Origin of the sequence: Nocardia salmonicida NBRC 13393 (assembly GCF_001613085.1) — a bacterium.
GTDB classification, from domain to species: domain Bacteria; phylum Actinomycetota; class Actinomycetes; order Mycobacteriales; family Mycobacteriaceae; genus Nocardia; species Nocardia salmonicida.
Genome location: NZ_BDBR01000008.1, coordinates 130,408 through 148,888, shown reverse-complemented (window position 1 = coordinate 148,888; position 18,481 = coordinate 130,408). Strand labels below are relative to the sequence as shown.

Annotated in this window: 21 protein-coding genes; 10 read left to right on the top strand and 11 right to left on the bottom strand. The window is 65.4% G+C overall.

Annotated features, from left to right (window positions below):
* Nucleotide 1 precedes the first annotated feature (1 nt).
* The 4 genes from NS1_RS08500 (at nucleotide 2) to NS1_RS08485 (ending at nucleotide 3,244) form a co-directional block, all read left to right on the top strand.
* Nucleotides 2-538, top strand: coding sequence for a GNAT family N-acetyltransferase (locus NS1_RS08500; RefSeq protein ID WP_062983133.1), 537 nt, complete (start codon nucleotides 2-4; stop codon nucleotides 536-538).
* A 164-nt stretch (nucleotides 539-702) separates the two neighbouring features.
* Nucleotides 703-1,572, top strand: a complete 870-nt coding sequence (locus NS1_RS08495; protein WP_062983131.1) for a MetQ/NlpA family ABC transporter substrate-binding protein — start codon at nucleotides 703-705, stop codon at nucleotides 1,570-1,572.
* On the top strand, nucleotides 1,569-2,582 hold the full coding sequence (locus NS1_RS08490) for a methionine ABC transporter ATP-binding protein (RefSeq protein WP_062983129.1): 1,014 nt from the start codon (nucleotides 1,569-1,571) through the stop codon (nucleotides 2,580-2,582). The genes NS1_RS08495 and NS1_RS08490 overlap by 4 nt, the downstream gene beginning before the upstream one ends.
* A complete protein-coding gene (locus tag NS1_RS08485) occupies nucleotides 2,582-3,244 on the top strand; it encodes a methionine ABC transporter permease (RefSeq protein ID WP_062983128.1) in 663 nt (220 codons plus the stop codon). Before NS1_RS08490 ends, NS1_RS08485 begins: the two co-directional genes overlap by 1 nt.
* Before the next feature lie 53 nt (nucleotides 3,245-3,297).
* Here NS1_RS08485 and NS1_RS08480 read toward each other — a convergent pair whose 3' ends face one another.
* The 3 genes from NS1_RS08480 to NS1_RS08470 all read right to left on the bottom strand — a co-directional run bounded on the left by NS1_RS08480 (nucleotide 3,298) and on the right by NS1_RS08470 (nucleotide 5,958).
* On the bottom strand, nucleotides 3,298-3,798 hold the full coding sequence (locus NS1_RS08480; protein WP_084503599.1) for a DUF4189 domain-containing protein: 501 nt from the start codon (nucleotides 3,796-3,798) through the stop codon (nucleotides 3,298-3,300).
* A 247-nt stretch (nucleotides 3,799-4,045) separates the two neighbouring features.
* A complete protein-coding gene (ybiA, locus tag NS1_RS08475; RefSeq protein WP_062983126.1) occupies nucleotides 4,046-4,600 on the bottom strand; it encodes a riboflavin biosynthesis intermediates N-glycosidase in 555 nt (184 codons plus the stop codon).
* A gap of 71 nt (nucleotides 4,601-4,671) precedes the next feature.
* Nucleotides 4,672-5,958, bottom strand: coding sequence for a PucR family transcriptional regulator (locus NS1_RS08470; RefSeq protein WP_084503598.1), 1,287 nt, complete (start codon nucleotides 5,956-5,958; stop codon nucleotides 4,672-4,674).
* Nucleotides 5,959-6,114: 156 nt separating this feature from the next.
* Between NS1_RS08470 and NS1_RS08465 the strand changes: the two genes are divergently transcribed.
* Complete coding sequence (locus NS1_RS08465; protein WP_062983124.1) at nucleotides 6,115-6,738, top strand: TetR/AcrR family transcriptional regulator; 624 nt, start codon at nucleotides 6,115-6,117, stop codon at nucleotides 6,736-6,738.
* A gap of 60 nt (nucleotides 6,739-6,798) precedes the next feature.
* On the opposite strand, the gene NS1_RS08460 is transcribed toward NS1_RS08465, so the two are convergent.
* The 8 genes from NS1_RS08460 to NS1_RS08425 all read right to left on the bottom strand — a co-directional run bounded on the left by NS1_RS08460 (nucleotide 6,799) and on the right by NS1_RS08425 (nucleotide 13,773).
* Nucleotides 6,799-7,227, bottom strand: a complete 429-nt coding sequence (locus tag NS1_RS08460) for a DUF4189 domain-containing protein (protein WP_062983122.1) — start codon at nucleotides 7,225-7,227, stop codon at nucleotides 6,799-6,801.
* A 177-nt stretch (nucleotides 7,228-7,404) separates the two neighbouring features.
* The gene (locus NS1_RS08455; RefSeq protein ID WP_062983120.1) at nucleotides 7,405-7,830 is read right to left on the bottom strand and encodes a metal-sulfur cluster assembly factor; all 426 of its coding nucleotides are present in this window, start codon (nucleotides 7,828-7,830) and stop codon (nucleotides 7,405-7,407) included.
* Entirely contained in the window at nucleotides 7,827-8,309 is a 483-nt protein-coding gene (gene sufU / locus NS1_RS08450) for a Fe-S cluster assembly sulfur transfer protein SufU (protein ID WP_056810385.1), read from the bottom strand. Before sufU ends, NS1_RS08455 begins: the two co-directional genes overlap by 4 nt.
* A gap of 3 nt (nucleotides 8,310-8,312) precedes the next feature.
* Nucleotides 8,313-9,566 carry a cysteine desulfurase gene (locus tag NS1_RS08445; protein ID WP_062983118.1) on the bottom strand — a complete coding sequence of 418 codons (1,254 nt, stop codon included), beginning with the start codon at nucleotides 9,564-9,566 and terminating at the stop codon, nucleotides 8,313-8,315.
* 1 nt (nucleotide 9,567) lies between these two features.
* Entirely contained in the window at nucleotides 9,568-10,335 is a 768-nt protein-coding gene (gene sufC / locus NS1_RS08440) for a Fe-S cluster assembly ATPase SufC (protein WP_056810390.1), read from the bottom strand.
* Nucleotides 10,336-10,367: 32 nt separating this feature from the next.
* Nucleotides 10,368-11,546 (bottom strand): Fe-S cluster assembly protein SufD, encoded by a 1,179-nt coding sequence (gene sufD / locus NS1_RS08435; RefSeq protein ID WP_062983116.1) that lies wholly within the window; start codon nucleotides 11,544-11,546, stop codon nucleotides 10,368-10,370.
* Nucleotides 11,546-12,982: a Fe-S cluster assembly protein SufB gene (sufB, locus tag NS1_RS08430; protein WP_062983114.1), complete on the bottom strand. Its 1,437-nt coding sequence runs from the start codon at nucleotides 12,980-12,982 to the stop codon at nucleotides 11,546-11,548. The genes sufD and sufB overlap by 1 nt, the downstream gene beginning before the upstream one ends.
* Nucleotides 12,979-13,773 (bottom strand): helix-turn-helix transcriptional regulator, encoded by a 795-nt coding sequence (locus tag NS1_RS08425; RefSeq protein ID WP_062983112.1) that lies wholly within the window; start codon nucleotides 13,771-13,773, stop codon nucleotides 12,979-12,981. The genes sufB and NS1_RS08425 overlap by 4 nt, the downstream gene beginning before the upstream one ends.
* 314 nt (nucleotides 13,774-14,087) lie before the next feature.
* On the opposite strand from NS1_RS08425, the gene NS1_RS08420 reads away from it, so the two are divergent.
* The 5 genes from NS1_RS08420 to NS1_RS08400 all read left to right on the top strand — a co-directional run bounded on the left by NS1_RS08420 (nucleotide 14,088) and on the right by NS1_RS08400 (nucleotide 18,321).
* The gene (locus NS1_RS08420) at nucleotides 14,088-15,038 is read left to right on the top strand and encodes a rhomboid family intramembrane serine protease (protein ID WP_062983507.1); all 951 of its coding nucleotides are present in this window, start codon (nucleotides 14,088-14,090) and stop codon (nucleotides 15,036-15,038) included.
* 89 nt (nucleotides 15,039-15,127) lie between these two features.
* Nucleotides 15,128-15,814 carry a DUF3558 domain-containing protein gene (locus NS1_RS08415; RefSeq protein WP_062983111.1) on the top strand — a complete coding sequence of 229 codons (687 nt, stop codon included), beginning with the start codon at nucleotides 15,128-15,130 and terminating at the stop codon, nucleotides 15,812-15,814.
* Nucleotides 15,815-15,943: 129 nt separating this feature from the next.
* Complete coding sequence (locus NS1_RS08410) at nucleotides 15,944-17,200, top strand: hypothetical protein (protein ID WP_062983109.1); 1,257 nt, start codon at nucleotides 15,944-15,946, stop codon at nucleotides 17,198-17,200.
* The gene (locus tag NS1_RS08405; protein ID WP_062983106.1) at nucleotides 17,197-17,709 is read left to right on the top strand and encodes a hypothetical protein; all 513 of its coding nucleotides are present in this window, start codon (nucleotides 17,197-17,199) and stop codon (nucleotides 17,707-17,709) included. Before NS1_RS08410 ends, NS1_RS08405 begins: the two co-directional genes overlap by 4 nt.
* A gap of 81 nt (nucleotides 17,710-17,790) precedes the next feature.
* Nucleotides 17,791-18,321 carry a hypothetical protein gene (locus NS1_RS08400; RefSeq protein WP_062983105.1) on the top strand — a complete coding sequence of 177 codons (531 nt, stop codon included), beginning with the start codon at nucleotides 17,791-17,793 and terminating at the stop codon, nucleotides 18,319-18,321.
* The last annotated feature ends 160 nt before the right edge of the window (nucleotides 18,322-18,481 follow it).

The window sequence follows — 18,481 nt, the reverse complement described above, 5'->3', positions numbered from 1 at the left end:
CATGGACACCGCCATCGCTGTCGTGCCGATGGGATTGGGACACCTGCGTCAAGTCCTCGACCTCGGCCATCAGGTCTTCGACACCACCATCAAGCCGTACACATCGTGGTCGCTCACGGCCGTCGCCGAGCACCTCGACAGCCCCGACAACGCCTGCTGGGTGGCCCTGGATTCCGACCGGGTGGTCGGTTTCGTCCTCGGGTCGATGGAGTTCGAGCATCGCGACGACTGGGCGTATCTGGAGTGGATCGCCGTCGCCCCCGATATGCAGGGCCACGGGATCGCGCGGCGGCTGGTGAACGTGTGTTCGGAGGCGCTGTTCGCGCGCGGCGCCCGCCATATCGTCACCGATGTCGAGGACCGCAACAGCGCCTCGGCCGCACTGATGACCAGCAGCGGGTTCGTGCCCGCCGCGACCGTCACCCTGCTGGTGCGGCCCAACCCCGCCGCCCCGGACGACGACGCCACGCTGCCGCCGATCACCAAACGCGACCTCGTCCGCCGCGGGCGACTCTCGATAGAACACCCGCTGCGCTGATCCCCGGGGCCGGACACGGCGCAGGATTCGCATTGTCCGCAAGTTAGACGGGCGTCCCACTATTTGCGAGGATTTCGCTCATGGCAAGTCGAACCGTTGTCGACGGGTAGTGCCGACAGCTTGGATGACCGAGTTCATCTTCTGCGAGCGATTCGGGAGTACAAGTGAAATTCCGTCGGACACTGGCGATCCCAGTGCTGATAGCAACCGCGGCCCTCACCCTGACCGCGTGCGGTTCCGATGACGAGTCGGGCACGGTCGTGCGGATCGGCACCACCGACAAGGACAAGGCTTTCGAGGTCTTCGAGCAGAAGGCGAAAGAGCAGGGCATCACGCTGAAGGTCACCAACTTCTCCGATTACAAGCAGCCGAATACGGCGCTGTCGCAGAAACAGATCGACCTCAACCTGTTCCAGCATCTGCAGTTCCTCGGCCAGTACAACGTCGCGAGCTCGGATACGCTCACCCCGATCGGGTCGACCTACATCGTTCCGCTGGGTCTGTACTCGAAGAAGCACAAGGCCCTCGCCGACATCCCGGCCGGCGGCGAGATCGCGATCCCCAACGATCCGACCAACCAGGCGCGCGCGCTGTTCGTGCTGCAGGCCGCCGGCTTGCTGAAGATCACCGGCGCCTCGGTCCAGCCGACCCCGGCCGATATCGACAAGGCAGCCTCCAAGGTGCGCGTCACCCCGGTCGACGCCGCCCAGACCGCGCTGTCGCTGCCCTCCGTAGACGGCTCGGTGATCAACAACACCTTCCTCGATCGGTCGGGCGTCGACCCGAAATCGGCGCTGTACAAAGATGATCCGAACAATCCGGCGGCGGAGCCGTATATCAATGTGATCGTCAGCCGCGCCGAGGACAAGACGAATCCGACGTATCTGAAGCTGGTCGAGATCTGGAAGGACCCGGCCGTGGCCACCGCCCACGCCGAGGTCACCAAGGGCACCGCGGTCGCGGTGAACCGTCCCGGCGCCGAGCTCGAACAGATCCTGGACCGGGTGCAGCAGGGCATCCGCACGACCAAGTGAGTGGGCAACCCGCCGCCGTCGAATTTCGTTCCGTCACCAAGGTTTTCGGCAGCGGCGGCGATCGGCACACCGCACTCGAGAATATCGACCTGCGGATCGAACCGGGTGAGATCTTCGGCGTCATCGGCTATTCCGGGGCGGGCAAGTCCACGCTGGTACGGCTGATCAACGCGCTGGACAAGCCGACTTCGGGCACCGTCACGATTTCCGGCACCCCCATCACCGGGGTGCCGGAGTCGGCGGTGCGCAAGCTGCGCCGCGATATCGGCATGGTGTTCCAGCAGTTCAACCTGTTCCGATCACGCACTGCCGCGGGCAATATCGAATATCCGCTGAAGGTGGCGGGCTGGAAGCGAGCCGAGCGCAAGGCGCGGGTGGCCGAGCTGCTCGACTTCGTCGGACTCACCGACAAGGCGCGCGCCTACCCCGATCAGCTTTCCGGCGGGCAGAAGCAGCGTGTCGGTATCGCCAGGGCGCTGGCCACCTCACCCTCGCTGTTGCTGGCCGACGAGGCCACCTCCGCGCTGGACCCGGAAACCACCGGTGAGGTGCTGCGACTGCTGAAGAAGATCAACGCCGAACTCGGGGTGACCATCGCGGTGATCACCCACGAGATGGATGTGATCCGCGCGGTCGCCGACCGGGTGGCGGTGCTCGCCGAAGGCCGGATCGTCGAATTGGCCGCCACCTTCGATGTCTTCGCCGCACCCCAGGCCGCGCCGACGCGCTCGTTCGTGGCGACGGTGCTGCACAACCGGCCCGACGCGACGGAACTGGATCGCCTGCGGGAGCTGCACGGCGGCCGATTGGTGACTGTCGACATCGACGATCACAGCGGAATCGGGGCGGCATTGGCCGCCGCTACCGCCGCCGACGTGCGTTTCGAGATCGTCTACGGCGGGGTGAGCACGTTGCAGGACAAGACCTTCGGCAGCGTCACCCTGGCGCTGCGCGGGCCCGATGCCGCGCTGGATCGCGTGGTCGCCGACCTGGAACGGAAGGCGGGCTGATGGAGACCGACTGGGAGAAGTTGCGGCCCACGCTGTTCGAGGCGATCGGGACCACGATCTACCTGGTCGGCGTGACGTTCGTTGTCGCGGGCGTGATCGGACTGGTGCTCGGGACCGCGCTCTACACCACCCGCAAGGGTGGGCTGCTGGCGAACGCACCGATCTATTTCGTGCTCAATGTGTTCGTCAATCTGGTGCGCCCGATTCCGTTCATCATCCTGCTGGCCGCACTCGGCCCGGTCACCCTGGAGGTGGTCGGCACCACGATCGGCTCCGAGGCGGCGCTGTTCGTGATGATCGTCGCGGCCTCGTTCGGGATCGCCCGGATCGTGGAGCAGAACCTGGTGACGGTCGATCCCGGCGTGATCGAGGCCGCGCGTGCGGTCGGTGCGGGACCGCTGCGGATCATTCTCACGCTGCTCATCCCGGAAGCGTTGGGGCCGTTGATCCTCGGCTATACCTTCGTGGTGATCTCGATCGTCGACATCTCGGCGATGGCGGGCACGGTGGGTGGCGGCGGACTCGGTGACTTCGCCATCGTCTACGGGTATCAGCAGTTCCAGTGGCAGGTCACGATCGTGGCGGTGCTGATCATCATCGTCGGCGTGCAGGGTGTGCAGTTCTTCGGCAACTGGCTCGCCAGGAAGGTGCTGCGCCGCTGAAATCAGTAGTGGCACGGACCCCATCGGTCCGTGCCACTACTTTCGGAGATTTCCTAGATGTTGGCCGTACAGGCCGACAGGATGACGCTCGCGGCACGCGGTGAGGCCGAGCCCGGATCCGGGAACGGCGCCGCGCTGATGCCGAGTACATCCACCGCCGAGCGCTCGGCCGCGGCCAGGGAGTGATCCCACGACCAGCCGAAGCGGTAGTCCGCGCCCTGCGCCACCGCACCGCAGGCATTGCGGAACTCGACGACGACCTGGCAGTCGCGCACACCGCACTCATCGAGCGCGGCCTGGCTCGCCGCCGCCCAGCTGCCGTAATTCACCGCCGAGGCCACCACTGCCTGGCCCGCCGACAAGGCCAGCGCGCCGTAGAGGTCGCCCGCCGCGGCCTGGAAACCACCATCGCGCGACACCGCCGTGTACCCCGGCACCTCGGCGATCGCCACACCGCTGGCCCCCGCGGAAGCAGCCCCCGCGTTCACCACGGTGAACGCGGCCACCGCGGACATGGCAGCCACACCGAGGGCATATTTGCCCACAACAGACATCAGAGATTCTCCCCGTCGAAATTTCGACTCCGCGCCTCGAAGCCGACCCATCATGAACGGCCCGCCCACTCCCCCGGAAATAGCTTTCCGGCATCGCGACGACAACCATTCGGCGAAACCGGTCATAGCGCCGAAACATATTCGGCGACAACAGTTCTCGCGTGTCGTAACGCCCGATTCCTCCCGAACCGCTCGTCCGCCACAGCGTAACAACGCCCTCCGACAAGTAGCGGCGGACCGAATCCCCCTACTGGCGAGCCAGCTCCTCCCTCGCCCGCATCAACGCGAATCCGAGCAGGTTGAGTCCCCGCCACCGCAGCGGATCTGTCGCACCCGGATCGTCGGCGGCCAACCCGGTCCCCCAGATCCGGTCCACCGGACTGGCTTCGACGAGCACTCGCGAGCCGGTACCGACCAGATATCGCCGCAGCGCGTCATCCTGGCCGAATTTGGCCACGCTCCCCGCGGCGACGATGTCGAACCGCGCGCGCTCCCACACGTTGTCGTCGAAGTTCCGAATCTGCCTGCCCAGCTTCTTCGCCTGGCTCGGATGACCGGCCCCGAGGACCTTCGCCGCGGTCGCCGGATCATCGAACAGCATCGCCTTGCGCCACATCATGTAGTGCTCGGCGCTGGCGAATTCCACACCGTCGACGGTGAACGTCGCAGGCCACCACTGGCTCAGACTGCTCGACCCGATCGTTCCGTCACGACGTGGGCTGTGCCCCCAGAACGCCAGGTACTTCGGCGAAATACCCTGCGCGATTGCCTGACACAACTGCTCCACAGATTCGACAGCCATCACCCCTCCTGGTTTTGGTCTATGCAACCATATATCGCAATCAGGCGCTATCCGCTTGGGTGGTTGTCGGGTCAGGCCGTCCTGATGCCGTCCAGGTCGGGGTAAGTGTGGGGGGCGGGGCGGCGGGGGATTCTGGTTTCGGCGACGGTGGATCGGTCGCCGGTGCCGGTGTGGAAGCTGCGGGCGATCATCGAGGAGCGCAGCTGCCACAGGCCCGAGGACTGGGCCGGGTCGAGGCCGGTGAGTTGGGCTACTCGGCGCAGGCGGTAATCGACGGTGTTGGTGTGGATGTGCAGCAGGCGAGCGGTGCGCTGGCGGTTCATGTTGTTGGCGATGTGCACGCGCAGGGTTTCGTAGAGCTCGGGGTGGTTGTCGAGGGGAGCGAGCAGCTCGCCGAGACGGGCGCGGCCGGGGCCGGGGCGAGTGAGCTGGTATTCCAAGGCCAGGTCGCCGAAGCGGTAGAGGCCGGGGGCGCTGTCGAGCCGCTCCACCATGTCCAGCAGTTCGTGGGCACGCTGGGCCGCGTCGGGGATCTCCTCGGTGGTGGCGGGCACCAGCGCCGCCGTGACGTCGACGTGCGCGGCCCGCGACAGCACCTCGACCAGTGCGTCGAGCTGCTCGTCGACCAACAGATCGGCCGGGATCAGCAGGGTGCCGCCGTCGACCGACAGCAGTGACAACACCTGCTCACCACACCGGTGCGCCAGCGCCGTTTGCACCCGCCGCAGCTTGCGCCGCGCCACCACCGCGCCGTTCACGCGCGGATCGCGCTCGTCGGGATGCTGCCCGATCGACAGGGCGAGTACCGAATACGCGTCGGCGACGGTGATGCCGACCTCGCGCGCCATGGTGACGGTCGACTGACCGGCCAGCAGCGCCGAGGTGAGAGTGTGCACGGCCGTGTGATGTTCACCGACCGCCTCGCGATGCTCGCGGATATAGGAACGGGTCACGGTGGTACACAACAGGTCCGAGATCTCGACCACCCGCCGGAAGCCGTGGATCAGGCTCGCCCGGTCGGCGTCGGCTACCTCGTCGTAGACCGCGTCGAAGGAGAGCCGGAAACCCTCGTGGAAGGCGTGCAGGATCGTGTCGATCGGCACGCCTTCGCGCGCCCACCCCGCCGCCGCCACCGCGAGCCGGTTCAGTTTCACTTCCTCGTCGCGGCCGTCCAGCATTCCGCCGACGATTTCCAGACACATCCGGGTGACCGAGGTGACATCGCCGGAGATCACATCGCCGGGTAGCGTCCGGCAGGTCGCGACATTGTCGACGAAGTGGCCCACCAATCGGCTGGTCATCGTCCGCACATCACGCAAAGGCTGCCACAGGGCCGTCTCGTCCAGTGAGATCGTCATCGTCGACTCCTCCTTCTACACCCCGGCGCCGCCGGTAGTGGTTGTGCCTCCGTCGTGTTGGCCCATGTGATGACCCGCACTTCGGTTTCTCTGTGATCATGACTGTAGGGTGAGCGACAGCTCACCTTCTACTCTTCTTTCCGTCGAGGTCCGAAAATGCCCCCGCAAGCCGATAAGCAGCGCAAACGACCCAAGCAAGACCGGGCGAAGGAAACCAGAACCCGCATTCTCACGGTGTCCGCTCATCTTTTCGGCACCCGCGGGATCGGCAACACCTCGACCAATCGGATCGCGACCGAAGCGGGCATGAGCATCGGCACGCTCTACCGGTATTTCAACGATCGCGACGAGATCGTCAAAGAGCTCAACGACAGCCTGTTTCTGCAGGTAGAGGAGCGCTACAGCCAGCTGCTGACCTCGAGCGCGAACCAATCCCCCCGCGATGCCGTGGTCGACCTGATCCGCTCGGCCGTGGACATCCTCGTCGCGAACGGGCCGCTCGTGCGGGCCCTGGTCGCCGATCTGCAGTTCCACGGCAGCGGCATCCCTGAATTCGAACCCCGACTGCGGATGCTCATCAAGCTCTACATCCTCCAGATCATCGGCCCGATCAAGCACGTCGACATCGACGTGATGGCCTTCGTCGTGCTCAACGCCGGTTTCGCCACCGCTTTGCGTTCGGTCGAGTTGGACGACGTCGAACTCGAGGCCATCATCGCCGGCACGGCCGACATGATCAGCGCGTGGATCGACGCGGTCTCCGCCACCGAAAACGCCTAGTACACAACGAAACGGGCCCGAATCCTTTCGAGGGATTCGGGCCCGTTCGCTACGCGATGATCAGCGCGCGTTCACCGTGCAGATCGCGTCGACAACGTGGGCACCGCTCAGGTTCGCCGAGCCGGTGTTGGCCAGCACCGCGGTCGGCGTCCACGTCGACAGCTGGTCGAAGGCCTTGCGCTCGGCCTCTGCCCGAGTCGCACCCGACGCCCACGCGAGGGCCTTGTTGCTCTCGACCAGGACGCCACAGCCGTTGGCCCAGGTCAGCACAGCTTGGCAATCCGCCAAGTAGCAGTCGGCGACGGCGGCGGACTCGGCGGACGCGACGTCGGCCTGGTTGACGCTGGTGCCATAGATCGCCTGGCCGTCGCTCACAGCGATCGATGCCCACTGGTCGCCCGCCGCGCTCGCCGAACCGGCGCCGAACACCGACCCGGCCGCAAGACCCAGCGCCGCAACGGCGAAGCCGGCCTTACCCATGAAACTCATTCGAAAGATCTCCTCTGAAAACAGTTCCGAAAGTCCGGAACCTTCAAGATCATCACTGATCGCCCGGTCATGGCCAACCGAACCGAGAAAGATCACACTGCGACCTGTCGGCGCATGATCACACCGAAACGCCGAGGGCCCGGATCCATCAAGGATCCGGGCCCGAAAAGCGCAGTGCTACACCGTGAAGCCGAGGGCGCGCAGCTGTTCGCGGCCGTCATCGGTGATCTTGTCCGGGCCCCACGGGGGCATCCAGACCCAGTTGATCTTCAGGTCCTCGACCAGACCGCTGCGCACCAGCGCGTTGCGGGACTGGTCCTCGATGACGTCGGTCAGCGGACAGGCCGCCGAGGTGAGCGTCATGTCGAGGGTGCAGATGTTCTCCGCGTCGACCGAAAGGCCGTAGACCAGGCCGAGATCGACGACATTGATGCCGAGTTCGGGGTCGACGACGTCGCGCATCGCCTCTTCGAGGTCTTCGACGTGCTGGATCTGTTCGGCCGTCAACTCGACCTCGACGGTCTCGACGGCCTCGACAGCTTTGTCGACCTCGGCGGCCTCGGCGGCTTCCGGGATCTGTGCGGTATCGGTGCTCTCACTCATGTGGCAGACTCCCCATTTCCCATCGGTGCCTTGGTTTCCTCGGCCGAACTGATCTGCACGACAGCGTCTTTGAACGCCATCCACCCCAGCAGCGCGCACTTGACCCGCGCCGGGTATTTGCTGACACCGGCGAGGGCGATGCCGTCACCGATCATGTCCTCGTCGCCTTCGACGGTGCCGCGGCTGGAGATCATCTCGCTGAACGAGTCGACGACCTTCAGCGCCTGCTGCACCGGCAGCCCGATCACCTGATCGGTGAGGATCGAGGTGGCGGCCTGGCTGATCGAACAGCCCTGGCCGTCGTAGGAGACGTCGGCGACCTCGCCGGCGTCGTCGATCTGCACCCGCATCGTCACTTCGTCACCACAGGTCGGGTTCACGTGGTGCACCTGCGCACCGAACGGTTCCCGCAGCCCGCGGTGGTGCGGGTGCTTGTAGTGATCCAGGATCACTTCCTGGTACATCTGCTCCATACGCATGAGCTAGGCAACTCCGAAGAAGGTCTTGGCCTTCCGCACGGCCGTGACCAGTGCGTCGACCTCATCGAGGGTGTTGTACACGGCGAACGAGGCACGTGCGGTGGCGGCGACACCGAACCTGCGGTGCAGCGGCCAGGCGCAGTGGTGTCCGACCCGGATGGCGACACCCTGGTCGTCGAGGATCTGGCCCACGTCGTGGGCGTGGATCCCATCGACCACGAACGACACCGCGCCACCGCGATCGACGTTCTCGACCGGCCCGACGATCCGCACACCGTCGATACCGGACAGACCCTCGAGCGCGGCACCGGTGAGCGCGTGCTCGTGGGCCGCGATCGCGTCCATGCCGAGTTCCTCGAGATAGCGCACCGCGGCGGCCAGCCCGACGACCTGCGAGGTCATCGGCGTGCCAGCCTCGAAGCGCTGCGGCGGCGGCGCGTAGGTGGTCTTCTCCATGGTGACAGTCTCGATCATCGACCCACCGGTGATGAACGGCGGCGTCTCCGCGAGCAGCGCGCGCCGACCGTACAGTCCGCCCACGCCCATCGGGCCGAGCATCTTGTGACCGGAGAACGCGGCGAAGTCGACACCGAGCTCGTGGAAGTCCACCGCCATGTGCGGCACCGACTGGCAGGCGTCGAGCACGACGAGCGCACCGACAGCCTTCGCCCGGCGGATCAATTCCTCCACCGGAGCGACCGCGCCGGTCACGTTCGACTGATGACTGAACGCGAGAACCTTTGTCGCGGACGACAGTTCGAGCGAGTCCAGATCGATGCGGCCGTCGTCGGTGATGCCGTACCACGTGAGGGTGGCACCGGTGCGACGCGCGAGCTCCTGCCACGGAACGAGATTCGCGTGGTGCTCGAGTTCGGTGATGACGATCTCGTCGCCGGGGCCGACCCTGTAGGGGAACCGGTCGTCACCGAAGGCGTTGGCCACCAGGTTCAGCGACTCGGTCGCGTTCTTGGTGAACACGATCTCGCCGGGATCCGCGCCGACGAAGCGGGCGATATCGGCGCGCGCCTGCTCGTAGGAGTCGGTCGCCTCCTCCGCCAGCTGATGCGCACCGCGGTGCACCGCGGAGTTCCGGGTGAGCAAGAACTCGCGCTCGGCGTCCAGCACCTGCAGCGGACGCTGCGAGGTGGCACCGGAATCCAGGTACACCAACGGTTTCCCGTCCCGCACCGTGCGGTGCAGGATCGGGAAGTCGGCCCTGATCCGGGCCACGTCGAGGGCGGGCACCGTAGCGGTCATATCAGGCTCCAGCGGTCGCGGACGTGAAGCGCTCGTACCCGTTCGCGTCGAGTTCGTCGGCCAGCTCGGAGCCACCCTCGGCCACGATCTTGCCGTTGACGAACACATGCACGAAGTCGGGCTTGATGTAGCGCAGGATGCGGGTGTAGTGGGTGATCAGCAGCACGCCGCCGTCCGTACGCTCCTTGTAGCGGTTGACGCCCTCGGAGACGATGCGCAGCGCGTCGACGTCCAGACCGGAGTCGGTCTCGTCGAGGATCGCGATCTTCGGCTTGAGCAGACCCAGCTGCAGGACCTCGTGACGCTTCTTCTCGCCACCGGAGAAGCCCTCGTTCACCGAGCGGTCGGCGAAGGCCGAATCGATATCGAGCTCCTTCATCGACTCCTTCACCTCCTTGACCCAGGTGCGCAGCTTGGGGGCCTCGCCGCGGACGGCGGTGGCGGCGGTGCGCAGGAAGTTCGACATCGAGACGCCGGGGACCTCGACCGGGTACTGCATGGCCAGGAACAGGCCGGCGCGGGCGCGCTCGTCGACCGACATGTCAAGGACGTTCTCACCGTCGAGGGTGATGGTGCCCTGGGTGACGGTGTACTTCGGGTGGCCCGCGATCACGTAGGACAGCGTGGACTTGCCCGAGCCGTTGGGGCCCATGATGGCGTGCGTCTCGCCCGACTTCACAGTCAGGTCGACGCCGTTGAGGATCTGCTTCGACTCACCCTCGGGGGTGGTGATCTCGGCGTGCAGGTCCTTGATTTCCAAGGTGGTCATCGAATTCGAATCCTTCGTTGCAGTAAGTGGTGTCAGATACCGACAGTGGCGAGCTCGGCCTCGATGGCCGCCTCGAGCCGCTCCCGGACCTCGGGGACTGTGACCTTCTGGATGATCTCGAAGAAGAAGCCACGCACGACCAAGCGGCGGGCGACGTCTTCGGGAATGCCGCGAGCGCGCAGGTAGAACAGCTGCTCGTCGTCGAAACGGCCGGTGGCACTCGCGTGTCCGGCACCGGCGATCTCGCCGGTCTCGATCTCCAGGTTCGGCACCGAGTCGGCGCGCGCGCCGTCGGTGAGCACCAGGTTGCGGTTGGCCTCGTAGGTGTCGGTGCCCTCGGCGGCCGCGCGGATCAGCACATCGCCGATCCAGACCGTGCGAGCATCGCCCTTGGCCGAGGCCGGATCGCCCTGCAGCGCACCCTTGTACAGCACATTGGACTTGCAATTGGGCTCGGCGTGATCGACCAGCAGGCGCTGCTCGAAATGCTGGCCGGCGTCGGCGAAGTACAGACCGAACAGCTCCGCCTCACCACCGGGACCGGCGTAGCGCACGGTGCCCGACAGACGAACCAGGTCGCCGCCCAGCGTGGCCGACACGTGGCGCAGGTTCGCGTCACGGCCGAGCTTCAGGTGATGCGCGGTGACGTGCACGGCGTCTTCGTTCCATTCCTGGACCGCGACGACGGTGAGCTTGGCGCTGTCACCGAGCACGAATTCGACGTTCTCGGCGTAGGTTCCGCTGCCGCGCTGGTCGATGACCACGGTGGCGACGGCGAAGTTGTCCAGGCGTACCTGCAGGTGACCGTAGGCGGTCTTGCCCTCACCGGGACCGGTGATGGTGACCGTCACCGGGTCCGACACCTCGGTTTCCGGGCCGACGGTGATCACGGTCGCCTCGGAGAAACCCGAATAGGCCTGAGCGGCGACACGATCGGCGGGGGTACCGGCCTGGCCGAGACGAGAGTCGGTGCGGCCCACCGTTTCCACGGTGACTCCGGCGACCTCGCTCACCTCGACCACTGCCTGACCATCGGCGACGGCGGTGCCGTCGTGCAGGCCGCGCAGCCGACGCAGCGGGGTGAACCGCCACGCCTCGTCGCGACCCGACGGAATCTCGAACTGGTCGACGTCGAACGAGGTGAAGACCTCGCCCTTGTTGACCGCGGCGCCCGCGCCAGGATTCTGGATCGGCGTCTCGAGCGTCGACATCAGCCCACGGCCCCTTCCATCTGCAGCTCGATGAGCCGGTTCAGTTCCAATGCGTATTCCATCGGCAGTTCCTTGGCGATCGGCTCCACGAAGCCACGCACGATCATCGCCATCGCCTCGTCCTCGGTGAGGCCACGGCTCATCAGGTAGAACAGCTGCTCCTCGGAGACCTTGGAGACGGTCGCCTCGTGACCCATCGTCACGTCGTCCTCGCGGATGTCGACGTAGGGGTAGGTGTCGGAGCGGCTGATGGTGTCGACCAGCAGCGCGTCACACTTCACGGTCGACTTGGAACCGTGGGCGCCCTTGTTGATCTGGACCAGACCGCGGTACGACGCGCGACCGCCGCCACGCGCCACCGACTTCGACACGATGGTCGAGGAGGTGTGCGGGGCCAGGTGCAGCATCTTGGCGCCGGTGTCCTGGTGCTGGCCGGGGCCGGCGAACGCGACGGAGAGGACCTCGCCGTGCGCGTGCTCGCCGGTCATCCAGACCGCCGGGTACTTCATGGTGACCTTGGAGCCGATGTTGCCGTCGACCCACTCCATGGTGGCGCCCGCTTCGGCCTTGGCACGCTTGGTGACCAGGTTGAACACGTTGTTCGACCAGTTCTGGATGGTCGTGTAGCGGCAGCGGCCGCCCTTCTTCACGATGATCTCGACGACCGCGGAGTGCAGCGAGTCGGACTTGTAGATCGGGGCTGTACAACCCTCGACGTAGTGGACGTAGGCGTCCTCGTCGACGATGATCAGCGTCCGCTCGAACTGGCCCATGTTCTCGGTGTTGATCCGGAAGTAGGCCTGCAGCGGAATGTCGACGTGCACGCCCGGCGGCACGTAGATGAACGAGCCACCCGACCAGACGGCGGTGTTGAGCGCGGAGAACTTGTTGTCACCGGCGGGGATGACCGAACCGAAGTACTTGTGGAAGATCTCCGGGTGCTCCTTCAACGCCGTATCGGTGTCGAGGAAGATGACGCCCTGCTTCTCCAGGTCCTCGCGGATGGAGTGGTAGACGACCTCGGACTCGTACTGCGCCGCGACACCGGAGACCAGACGCTGCTTCTCCGCTTCCGGGATGCCAAGCTTGTCGTAGGTGTTCTTGATGTCCTCGGGCAGGTCTTCCCAGCTCTCGGCCTGCTTCTCGGACGAGCGCACGAAGTACTTGATGTTGTCGAAGTCGATGCCCTCGAGGTTGGAACCCCAGTTCGGCATGGGCTTGCGGTCGAAGATGCGCAGCGCCTTGAGGCGCAGGTCGAGCATCCACTCCTCTTCGCTCTTCTTGGCCGAGATGTCGCGAACGACAGCCTCCGACAGGCCACGTTGGGCGCTGGCGCCTGCCACATCGGAGTCGGACCAGCCGTAACCGTAGGTGCCCAGCGAGGCGATGGTTTCGTCCTGGGTAAGCGGTTGTACCTGGTCGGTCGAGGTCGTCATTCGGCACTCCTTCCGGAGTCGTTCGTTCGTCCCGCCGCGGGCTGTGCGGCGGTTGGGATCTTCGGCACCGCGACCAGCGGTACGTGGGTGGTGCAGGCGCAATCACCGTTGGCGATCGTCGCAAGGCGCTGCACGTGGGTACCGAGCAGGTCGCGGAAAGCGTCCAATTCGGCGGCGCACAACTGCGGGAACTCCTCGGCGACATGGGCCACCGGGCAGTGGTGCTGACAGATCTGCACACCGGCGCCGACCTGACGGGTGGTGGCGGCGAAACCGGCCTCGGCGAACGCTTCCGCGATCTCCTCCACCTTCGCTTCGATCACCGGTGCGGTGTGGTCGGCGACGGGCTCGATGCCGTCGACGATCACGCGAACCCGCTTGCGGGCGAATTCGGCGATCGCGGCGTCGCCACCGATCTCACCGAGCTGACGAATCGCCGCCCCGGCCAGATCGTCGTAGGCGTGACCGAGATTGCCCCGGCCTGCCGCGGTGAGCTGGTACTGCTTGGCCGGCCTGCCGCGCCCCTTCTGCTGCCACGGCGCCGAGCGGCTCGCCCGAGCCTGACCCGCGTCGATGAGCGCGTCGAGGTGCCTGCGGACCCCGGCGGGCGCGAGACCGAGTTCGGTGCCGATCGCCGTCGCGGTGATGGGCCCCTGCTCGAGCAGCAACTGGACGATGGCCGCCCTGGTCTGCCCTTCGTGCGCGGTCGCCGCGGGGACAGCGGACGACCGAGCGCCGGTCGTCTTACGACCGTCACTTTCCACGCCTGTCCGCAAACCCACGGTTTTCACAACACCAGTGTGGCGGAATTACTTCCTTAAATCTAATAAGGGTAACCTGACAAAGGGTGCCCTGACCTGCGATGAAGATCATCGGGGCACTCTCCCGCCCGACAAAACCCCAGGTGCGGCCCCTGCGGACCGATCACCGACGCGTGGCCGGGTGACCCATCGCACAGGTCTTCGACCGCGATCACCCGCTACGCACCTGGTGCCGGAGAGTGCTTCACCGCGCTCTCACGGCGTTGCTCGACGACGATATTCGCACCACAACCGAAGTGATCGACAGTCCAGGTGCGCTGTGGCGAACAAGGCGGGCAGCGGGCGTGGTCTGGCACGATGACAGGGTGTCGAACCCGCTCACACCCACGTGTGTCCGTCATCCCGATCGGCCTACCGGACTCGCGTGTACGCGATGCGGGCGGCCCGCCTGTCCTGAATGCCTGCGCCCGGCCGCGGTCGGGCAGCACTGCGTCGACTGCGTGCGGCAGGGGCAGCAGGATGTGCGCCCGGTGCGGACCGTCGGCGGGGCGCGTGCGAGCGCGGCGGTTCCGTATGTGACCTACGGGTTGATCGCGGTCAATGTGTTGCTCTATCTCGTCACCGCGGCCCAGGCCGGTAGTCCGATGGACAACTATCGCGGTTCGTCGGTGTTCCGCGAGTTCGTCCTGGTGCCGCTGCTGGTCGCCGACGGCGAGTGGTGGCGACTGCTCGGGTCGGGGTTCCTGCACTACGGCGCGATCCATCTGCTGGTCAATATGTTCGCGCTCTATGTCGTGGGGCGCGACCTCGAACAGGTCCTCGGCCGGGTCAGGTACGGGTGCGTCTATCTGGTCTCGCTGCTGGGCGGATCGGCCGCGGTGATGGCGCTGTCGGACTCGGTGACGGCGACCGCAGGCGCCTCCGGTGCGGTGTACGGCCTGTTCGGCGCCGTCACCGTGACGCTGATCCGGTTGCGGCAGAGCCCGACGCCGATGTTGGTGGTCATCGGCGTGAACGTGCTGATCAGCTTCTCGATCCCGGGGATCTCGCTATGGGGTCACCTGGGCGGTCTGGCCGCGGGCACATTGAGCGCGCTCGGCATCCTGTTCGTACCCGGCTGGCTGTCGGCCCGTGATCAGCGGTCCGCGCAGCGCATCGGCTGGGCGGCGCTCGGCGCGGTCGTAGTGGTCTGCGTGGCCGTGATCATCGCCTCGGTGCTCTCGTTGCGCCAGCAGCCGATGTTCGTCGGACCACCGGCCGTCACCGCACCGACCCCCGCCGAAGCGCCCAGGTAGTCCACTCCGACATTGCACAACCGGCCGAGGGCCGTTGTAAGCGTTCGGACCGAGTCGTTCGGTGCGGCGGCCTTCTGTAATGATCACGAATGACCAGTGACCGCCTGGTGCTGCCGATATCGCGCGGTGACCTCAACGATCGGGCTCCGATGATGAAAAGAAGCTTCGCCGCAGGTTGCCTAGCGGTCAGTGCGACGGCGTTGGTTGCGTGTACGGGAAACTCCACCGAGGACCGCGCGAACACGGTCGTTTCGGCGACGACCGCACCCACGACCTCCACTTCGGTGCAGGTGCAGGTCCCGCCTGCACCGGTACAGACAGGCGCCATCCAGGTTCGGTTCGACCCCTGTGTCGGCGTGGGCGACGATCTGGTGACCCGGGCGGGATTCGACCCGGCCACTCGCGAAAGAGCTGCGGACGAAACCACATCCAGCCTCTTGACGACAATCGGTTGCCAATTCTGGCGTGAGGAATTCGTCGATGGTGAGAAGTATCCGACCGGCGGGTTAGGGGTGACGTCGAGCGACATGACGCTGGACGAAATCAGGCGCAACCCGGGCCACAGCATTTTCCACTCCGACCTGATCGGCGGGCGCGAGGCCGTGCTGTACCGGACTCCACAGGTCCCCAGCTCATGCACGGCGTCCCTCGAAGCCCCCGATGGCACCTTCACTGTGCGCCTTACCGTGCCTCCCGGTCCGGTTGCCGTGCCAGAGCCGTGTGACCAGATCCGCCAGCTTGCCGAAATCTTCAGCGGAGCCCTCGGCGGCAACTGATTCGGCGGTGTTGACACCCAATAGTCGTGCCCCTACAGTCCGACCACGACCGGAGCGGGAGTCCGGCGGTGGGGGAAACGGCATTCGGCTCCGCCTAGTTGAGCAGCGCAGAGTGAGGGCGTAACACGGATGGCTGAAACATTCGCGGCGAATCCCAGCGAGATTGCTGGTCTCGGCAACCTCATCACCTCGATAGCTGAGGATGCCCAGGCGGTCTCAGCCTTCGTAGCGAAGGAGGGCAAGGCTGCTGATTGGCTCCACGGACCGATCATCGACACGCTGGTAAACCCCATCAATGACGCCGCCGATTGGATGTCCAAGCGCCACGGCGTGCTGGCGACTACCACCGCGAGCACCGGTACCGAACTCAACAAGGCCGCCTGGATGTATCACAGCCAGGATCAGAAAACCTACGCAGCGCTGAACGCACACACTGAATCCGTTGTCGCAGTGGGCGACAACGTCGAAGAGACCGGCGCCACGGCCGCCTACGAGGGTGCCGCTACGTACCCGAAGCCGAAGGAAGTCAAACTCGAACCACCATCGGCGAATAAAGATGACGTCATCGGTCTCATCGCAGATATCTTCCCCACGCTCGGCAGCGTGAACGAATCGATCAAGAGCATGACTCGGGCCGCAGGTAACGAACAAGATCCACTGGGCAAATGTTTGTCGCCGATTCCCGGCAACTGGTCCGAGATCCGCAGGCTCGGTGACGTCTACAAATCGGCCGGCAACGGACTCGAAGCATGCGGTGAGAACCTCGAATCCGGAGTCAAGCGAATCGACGGGAACACTGGCAACAGCCCGAACTGGGACGGTCAAGCCTCGGCAACGTTCACGGACTGGGTAACAAAGCAGATCGCCGCGATGAAGTGGGAAGGCCCTGTCGGTCGTGTTGTGAGCGACTGTGCGGGCGTGGTCGCCGATTTGATCAGGGACGGGATCAAAGCGATCATCGAAGGCCTGTGGGGGATGCTCAACAAGTATGTCGATTTCGACGACATCAAAGGTGCTCTAAAATCGGTCGCCAACATCTTGTCCGCGGCCGTCCCGGGGATGGGAGCTGCCCGGATCGCCAAACTCGTCGTTGACATCGCGACCATAGTCACCAACGCCATCAACACGGTTCTCAAGATCAAAGAGCTCGTCGAGGCTTTTCAGAAACTACTCGACTACATCAAGGATCCGGTAGGCAAGTTGACGGACAACGCGAAACAAAAGCTGGAGGATGCGGTCGCACCCGTCACCAAGCGGGTCGACCAGGCGACCCGAGCAACCGCTATCGGACAGGATCTCACGCGCATCGCCAACTACGGCGACACCACAAACCGGCCGACCGAGGGCTATGACACCGGTGCCGCACCGTGGGAGAACGCGAAATGACCCGGCCGCAGTGGGGCAGCATGCGGGAGCCGAACCTCGACGCCGAGGTGGAGGCTTTCGCGCGGAAGGTCATGGACGCGGCAGACGATCTACGCACGGCCACTATCCGCCTGACCAGCATAGATGTCGAAGAACTCTTCGACAGTGCCACCGAGGTGACCGAGGAGTTCATCTCGATGGTCGCCGGGATGGACACAGCGTCACCGGCACTGAAGGCCTACGCCGACAGAGTCGCCGCCGGCGAATGCCGATGGTGTGACATCGAAACACTCGCGCGTCCGGTTCCACCGGAGGTCGCCGAGATGAAAAGCTTGCCGCAGGAGTTCACCTGGAAATGGACACCGGAACCCCCGCAAGCGCCGCCACCGCCACCGCCACCGCCGCCGCCGCCTGCGTGGCCGCCCACCCCGCCGCCCACCGGCCGATTCCGACCAGGGGAGACCGTGGTCGGACCCAGCGACTGGTCGGATGAATTCGAGGATTACCCCGACGATCGGCGTTGGCGCTGAAACGCACCATGCCATGAATTCGTGTTCCGAGGCGCCGCTACCGTTGGCTCTTCAAATTTTCCGCTTGCTCGAGGAGTTCATATGGCGCGGTCGGGGAGACTGGTCAACCCGATGACGCTGGTGTGGATATCGGGTGTGGTGGTGGGTTCGGTGACCTTCCTCGGAGGCGCACTGAATCTCGGTATCGCACTGGCCCGATGGACCGGTTCCGACGTCGCCATGGCGCTGTTCTTTCCAGCGAGCCTGATACTGGGCGTCTGGGGATGGATGGGCGTCCTGGCCGGTGTTTGGCGGGTGCGGCGGGCTTATCTCCGGCGGGTCGGCAGCGAGGTGTCCGCAGTCGTGGTCGAGTCGGATCTGGAATGTGAACGCGGTAGAAGGCTGTTCAACTTCGATTCGTGGCGGCTCCAGATCGAAGCTCAGTTCCCGCACCCGGATTCCGGCGCGGAGGTCCAGGTACAGAAGCAGTTCCTGTACCACCAGTTCCGCGTATCCAAGGCACGAGCAATGAGTGAACGGCTGAGCATAGGGGCCCCGGTTCCCCTCGTCGTTCATAAGAAGTCGGCCTTGATCGACGTTCCGAAGCGGCCCCTGTGGATCGATATCTGGTGATGGGCGGATCGGTGGGGACTGCTCGATGAAACTGTGGTCCACGAGGCGGAGAACGTCCGGTCCGGTTCGCGGATGCCCCGGTCGCTGCCGCGTCGACTCGGTGGCGGCCGCAACGGTCCCGTTCGACCGCCCGAGGGTAATCGTGTCCGCGCACACTAGG

Coding starts and splice junctions, on each gene's coding strand:
- NS1_RS08470 (WP_084503598.1), bottom strand. CDS start 5,958: ATGACGATCTCACTGGACGAGACGGCCCTGTGGCAGCCTTTGCGTGAT.
- sufD (WP_062983116.1), bottom strand. CDS start 11,546: ATGTCGACGCTCGAGACGCCGATCCAGAATCCTGGCGCGGGCGCCGCG.
- NS1_RS08500 (WP_062983133.1), top strand. CDS start 2: ATGGACACCGCCATCGCTGTCGTGCCGATGGGATTGGGACACCTGCGT.
- NS1_RS08480 (WP_084503599.1), bottom strand. CDS start 3,798: ATGTCTGTTGTGGGCAAATATGCCCTCGGTGTGGCTGCCATGTCCGCG.
- sufB (WP_062983114.1), bottom strand. CDS start 12,982: ATGACGACCTCGACCGACCAGGTACAACCGCTTACCCAGGACGAAACC.
- NS1_RS08485 (WP_062983128.1), top strand. CDS start 2,582: ATGGAGACCGACTGGGAGAAGTTGCGGCCCACGCTGTTCGAGGCGATC.
- sufU (WP_056810385.1), bottom strand. CDS start 8,309: ATGCGTATGGAGCAGATGTACCAGGAAGTGATCCTGGATCACTACAAG.
- NS1_RS08405 (WP_062983106.1), top strand. CDS start 17,197: ATGACCCGGCCGCAGTGGGGCAGCATGCGGGAGCCGAACCTCGACGCC.
- ybiA (WP_062983126.1), bottom strand. CDS start 4,600: ATGGCTGTCGAATCTGTGGAGCAGTTGTGTCAGGCAATCGCGCAGGGT.
- sufC (WP_056810390.1), bottom strand. CDS start 10,335: ATGACCACCTTGGAAATCAAGGACCTGCACGCCGAGATCACCACCCCC.
- NS1_RS08410 (WP_062983109.1), top strand. CDS start 15,944: ATGGCTGAAACATTCGCGGCGAATCCCAGCGAGATTGCTGGTCTCGGC.
- NS1_RS08465 (WP_062983124.1), top strand. CDS start 6,115: ATGCCCCCGCAAGCCGATAAGCAGCGCAAACGACCCAAGCAAGACCGG.
- NS1_RS08455 (WP_062983120.1), bottom strand. CDS start 7,830: ATGAGTGAGAGCACCGATACCGCACAGATCCCGGAAGCCGCCGAGGCC.
- NS1_RS08445 (WP_062983118.1), bottom strand. CDS start 9,566: ATGACCGCTACGGTGCCCGCCCTCGACGTGGCCCGGATCAGGGCCGAC.
- NS1_RS08400 (WP_062983105.1), top strand. CDS start 17,791: ATGGCGCGGTCGGGGAGACTGGTCAACCCGATGACGCTGGTGTGGATA.
- NS1_RS08415 (WP_062983111.1), top strand. CDS start 15,128: ATGACCAGTGACCGCCTGGTGCTGCCGATATCGCGCGGTGACCTCAAC.
- NS1_RS08460 (WP_062983122.1), bottom strand. CDS start 7,227: ATGAGTTTCATGGGTAAGGCCGGCTTCGCCGTTGCGGCGCTGGGTCTT.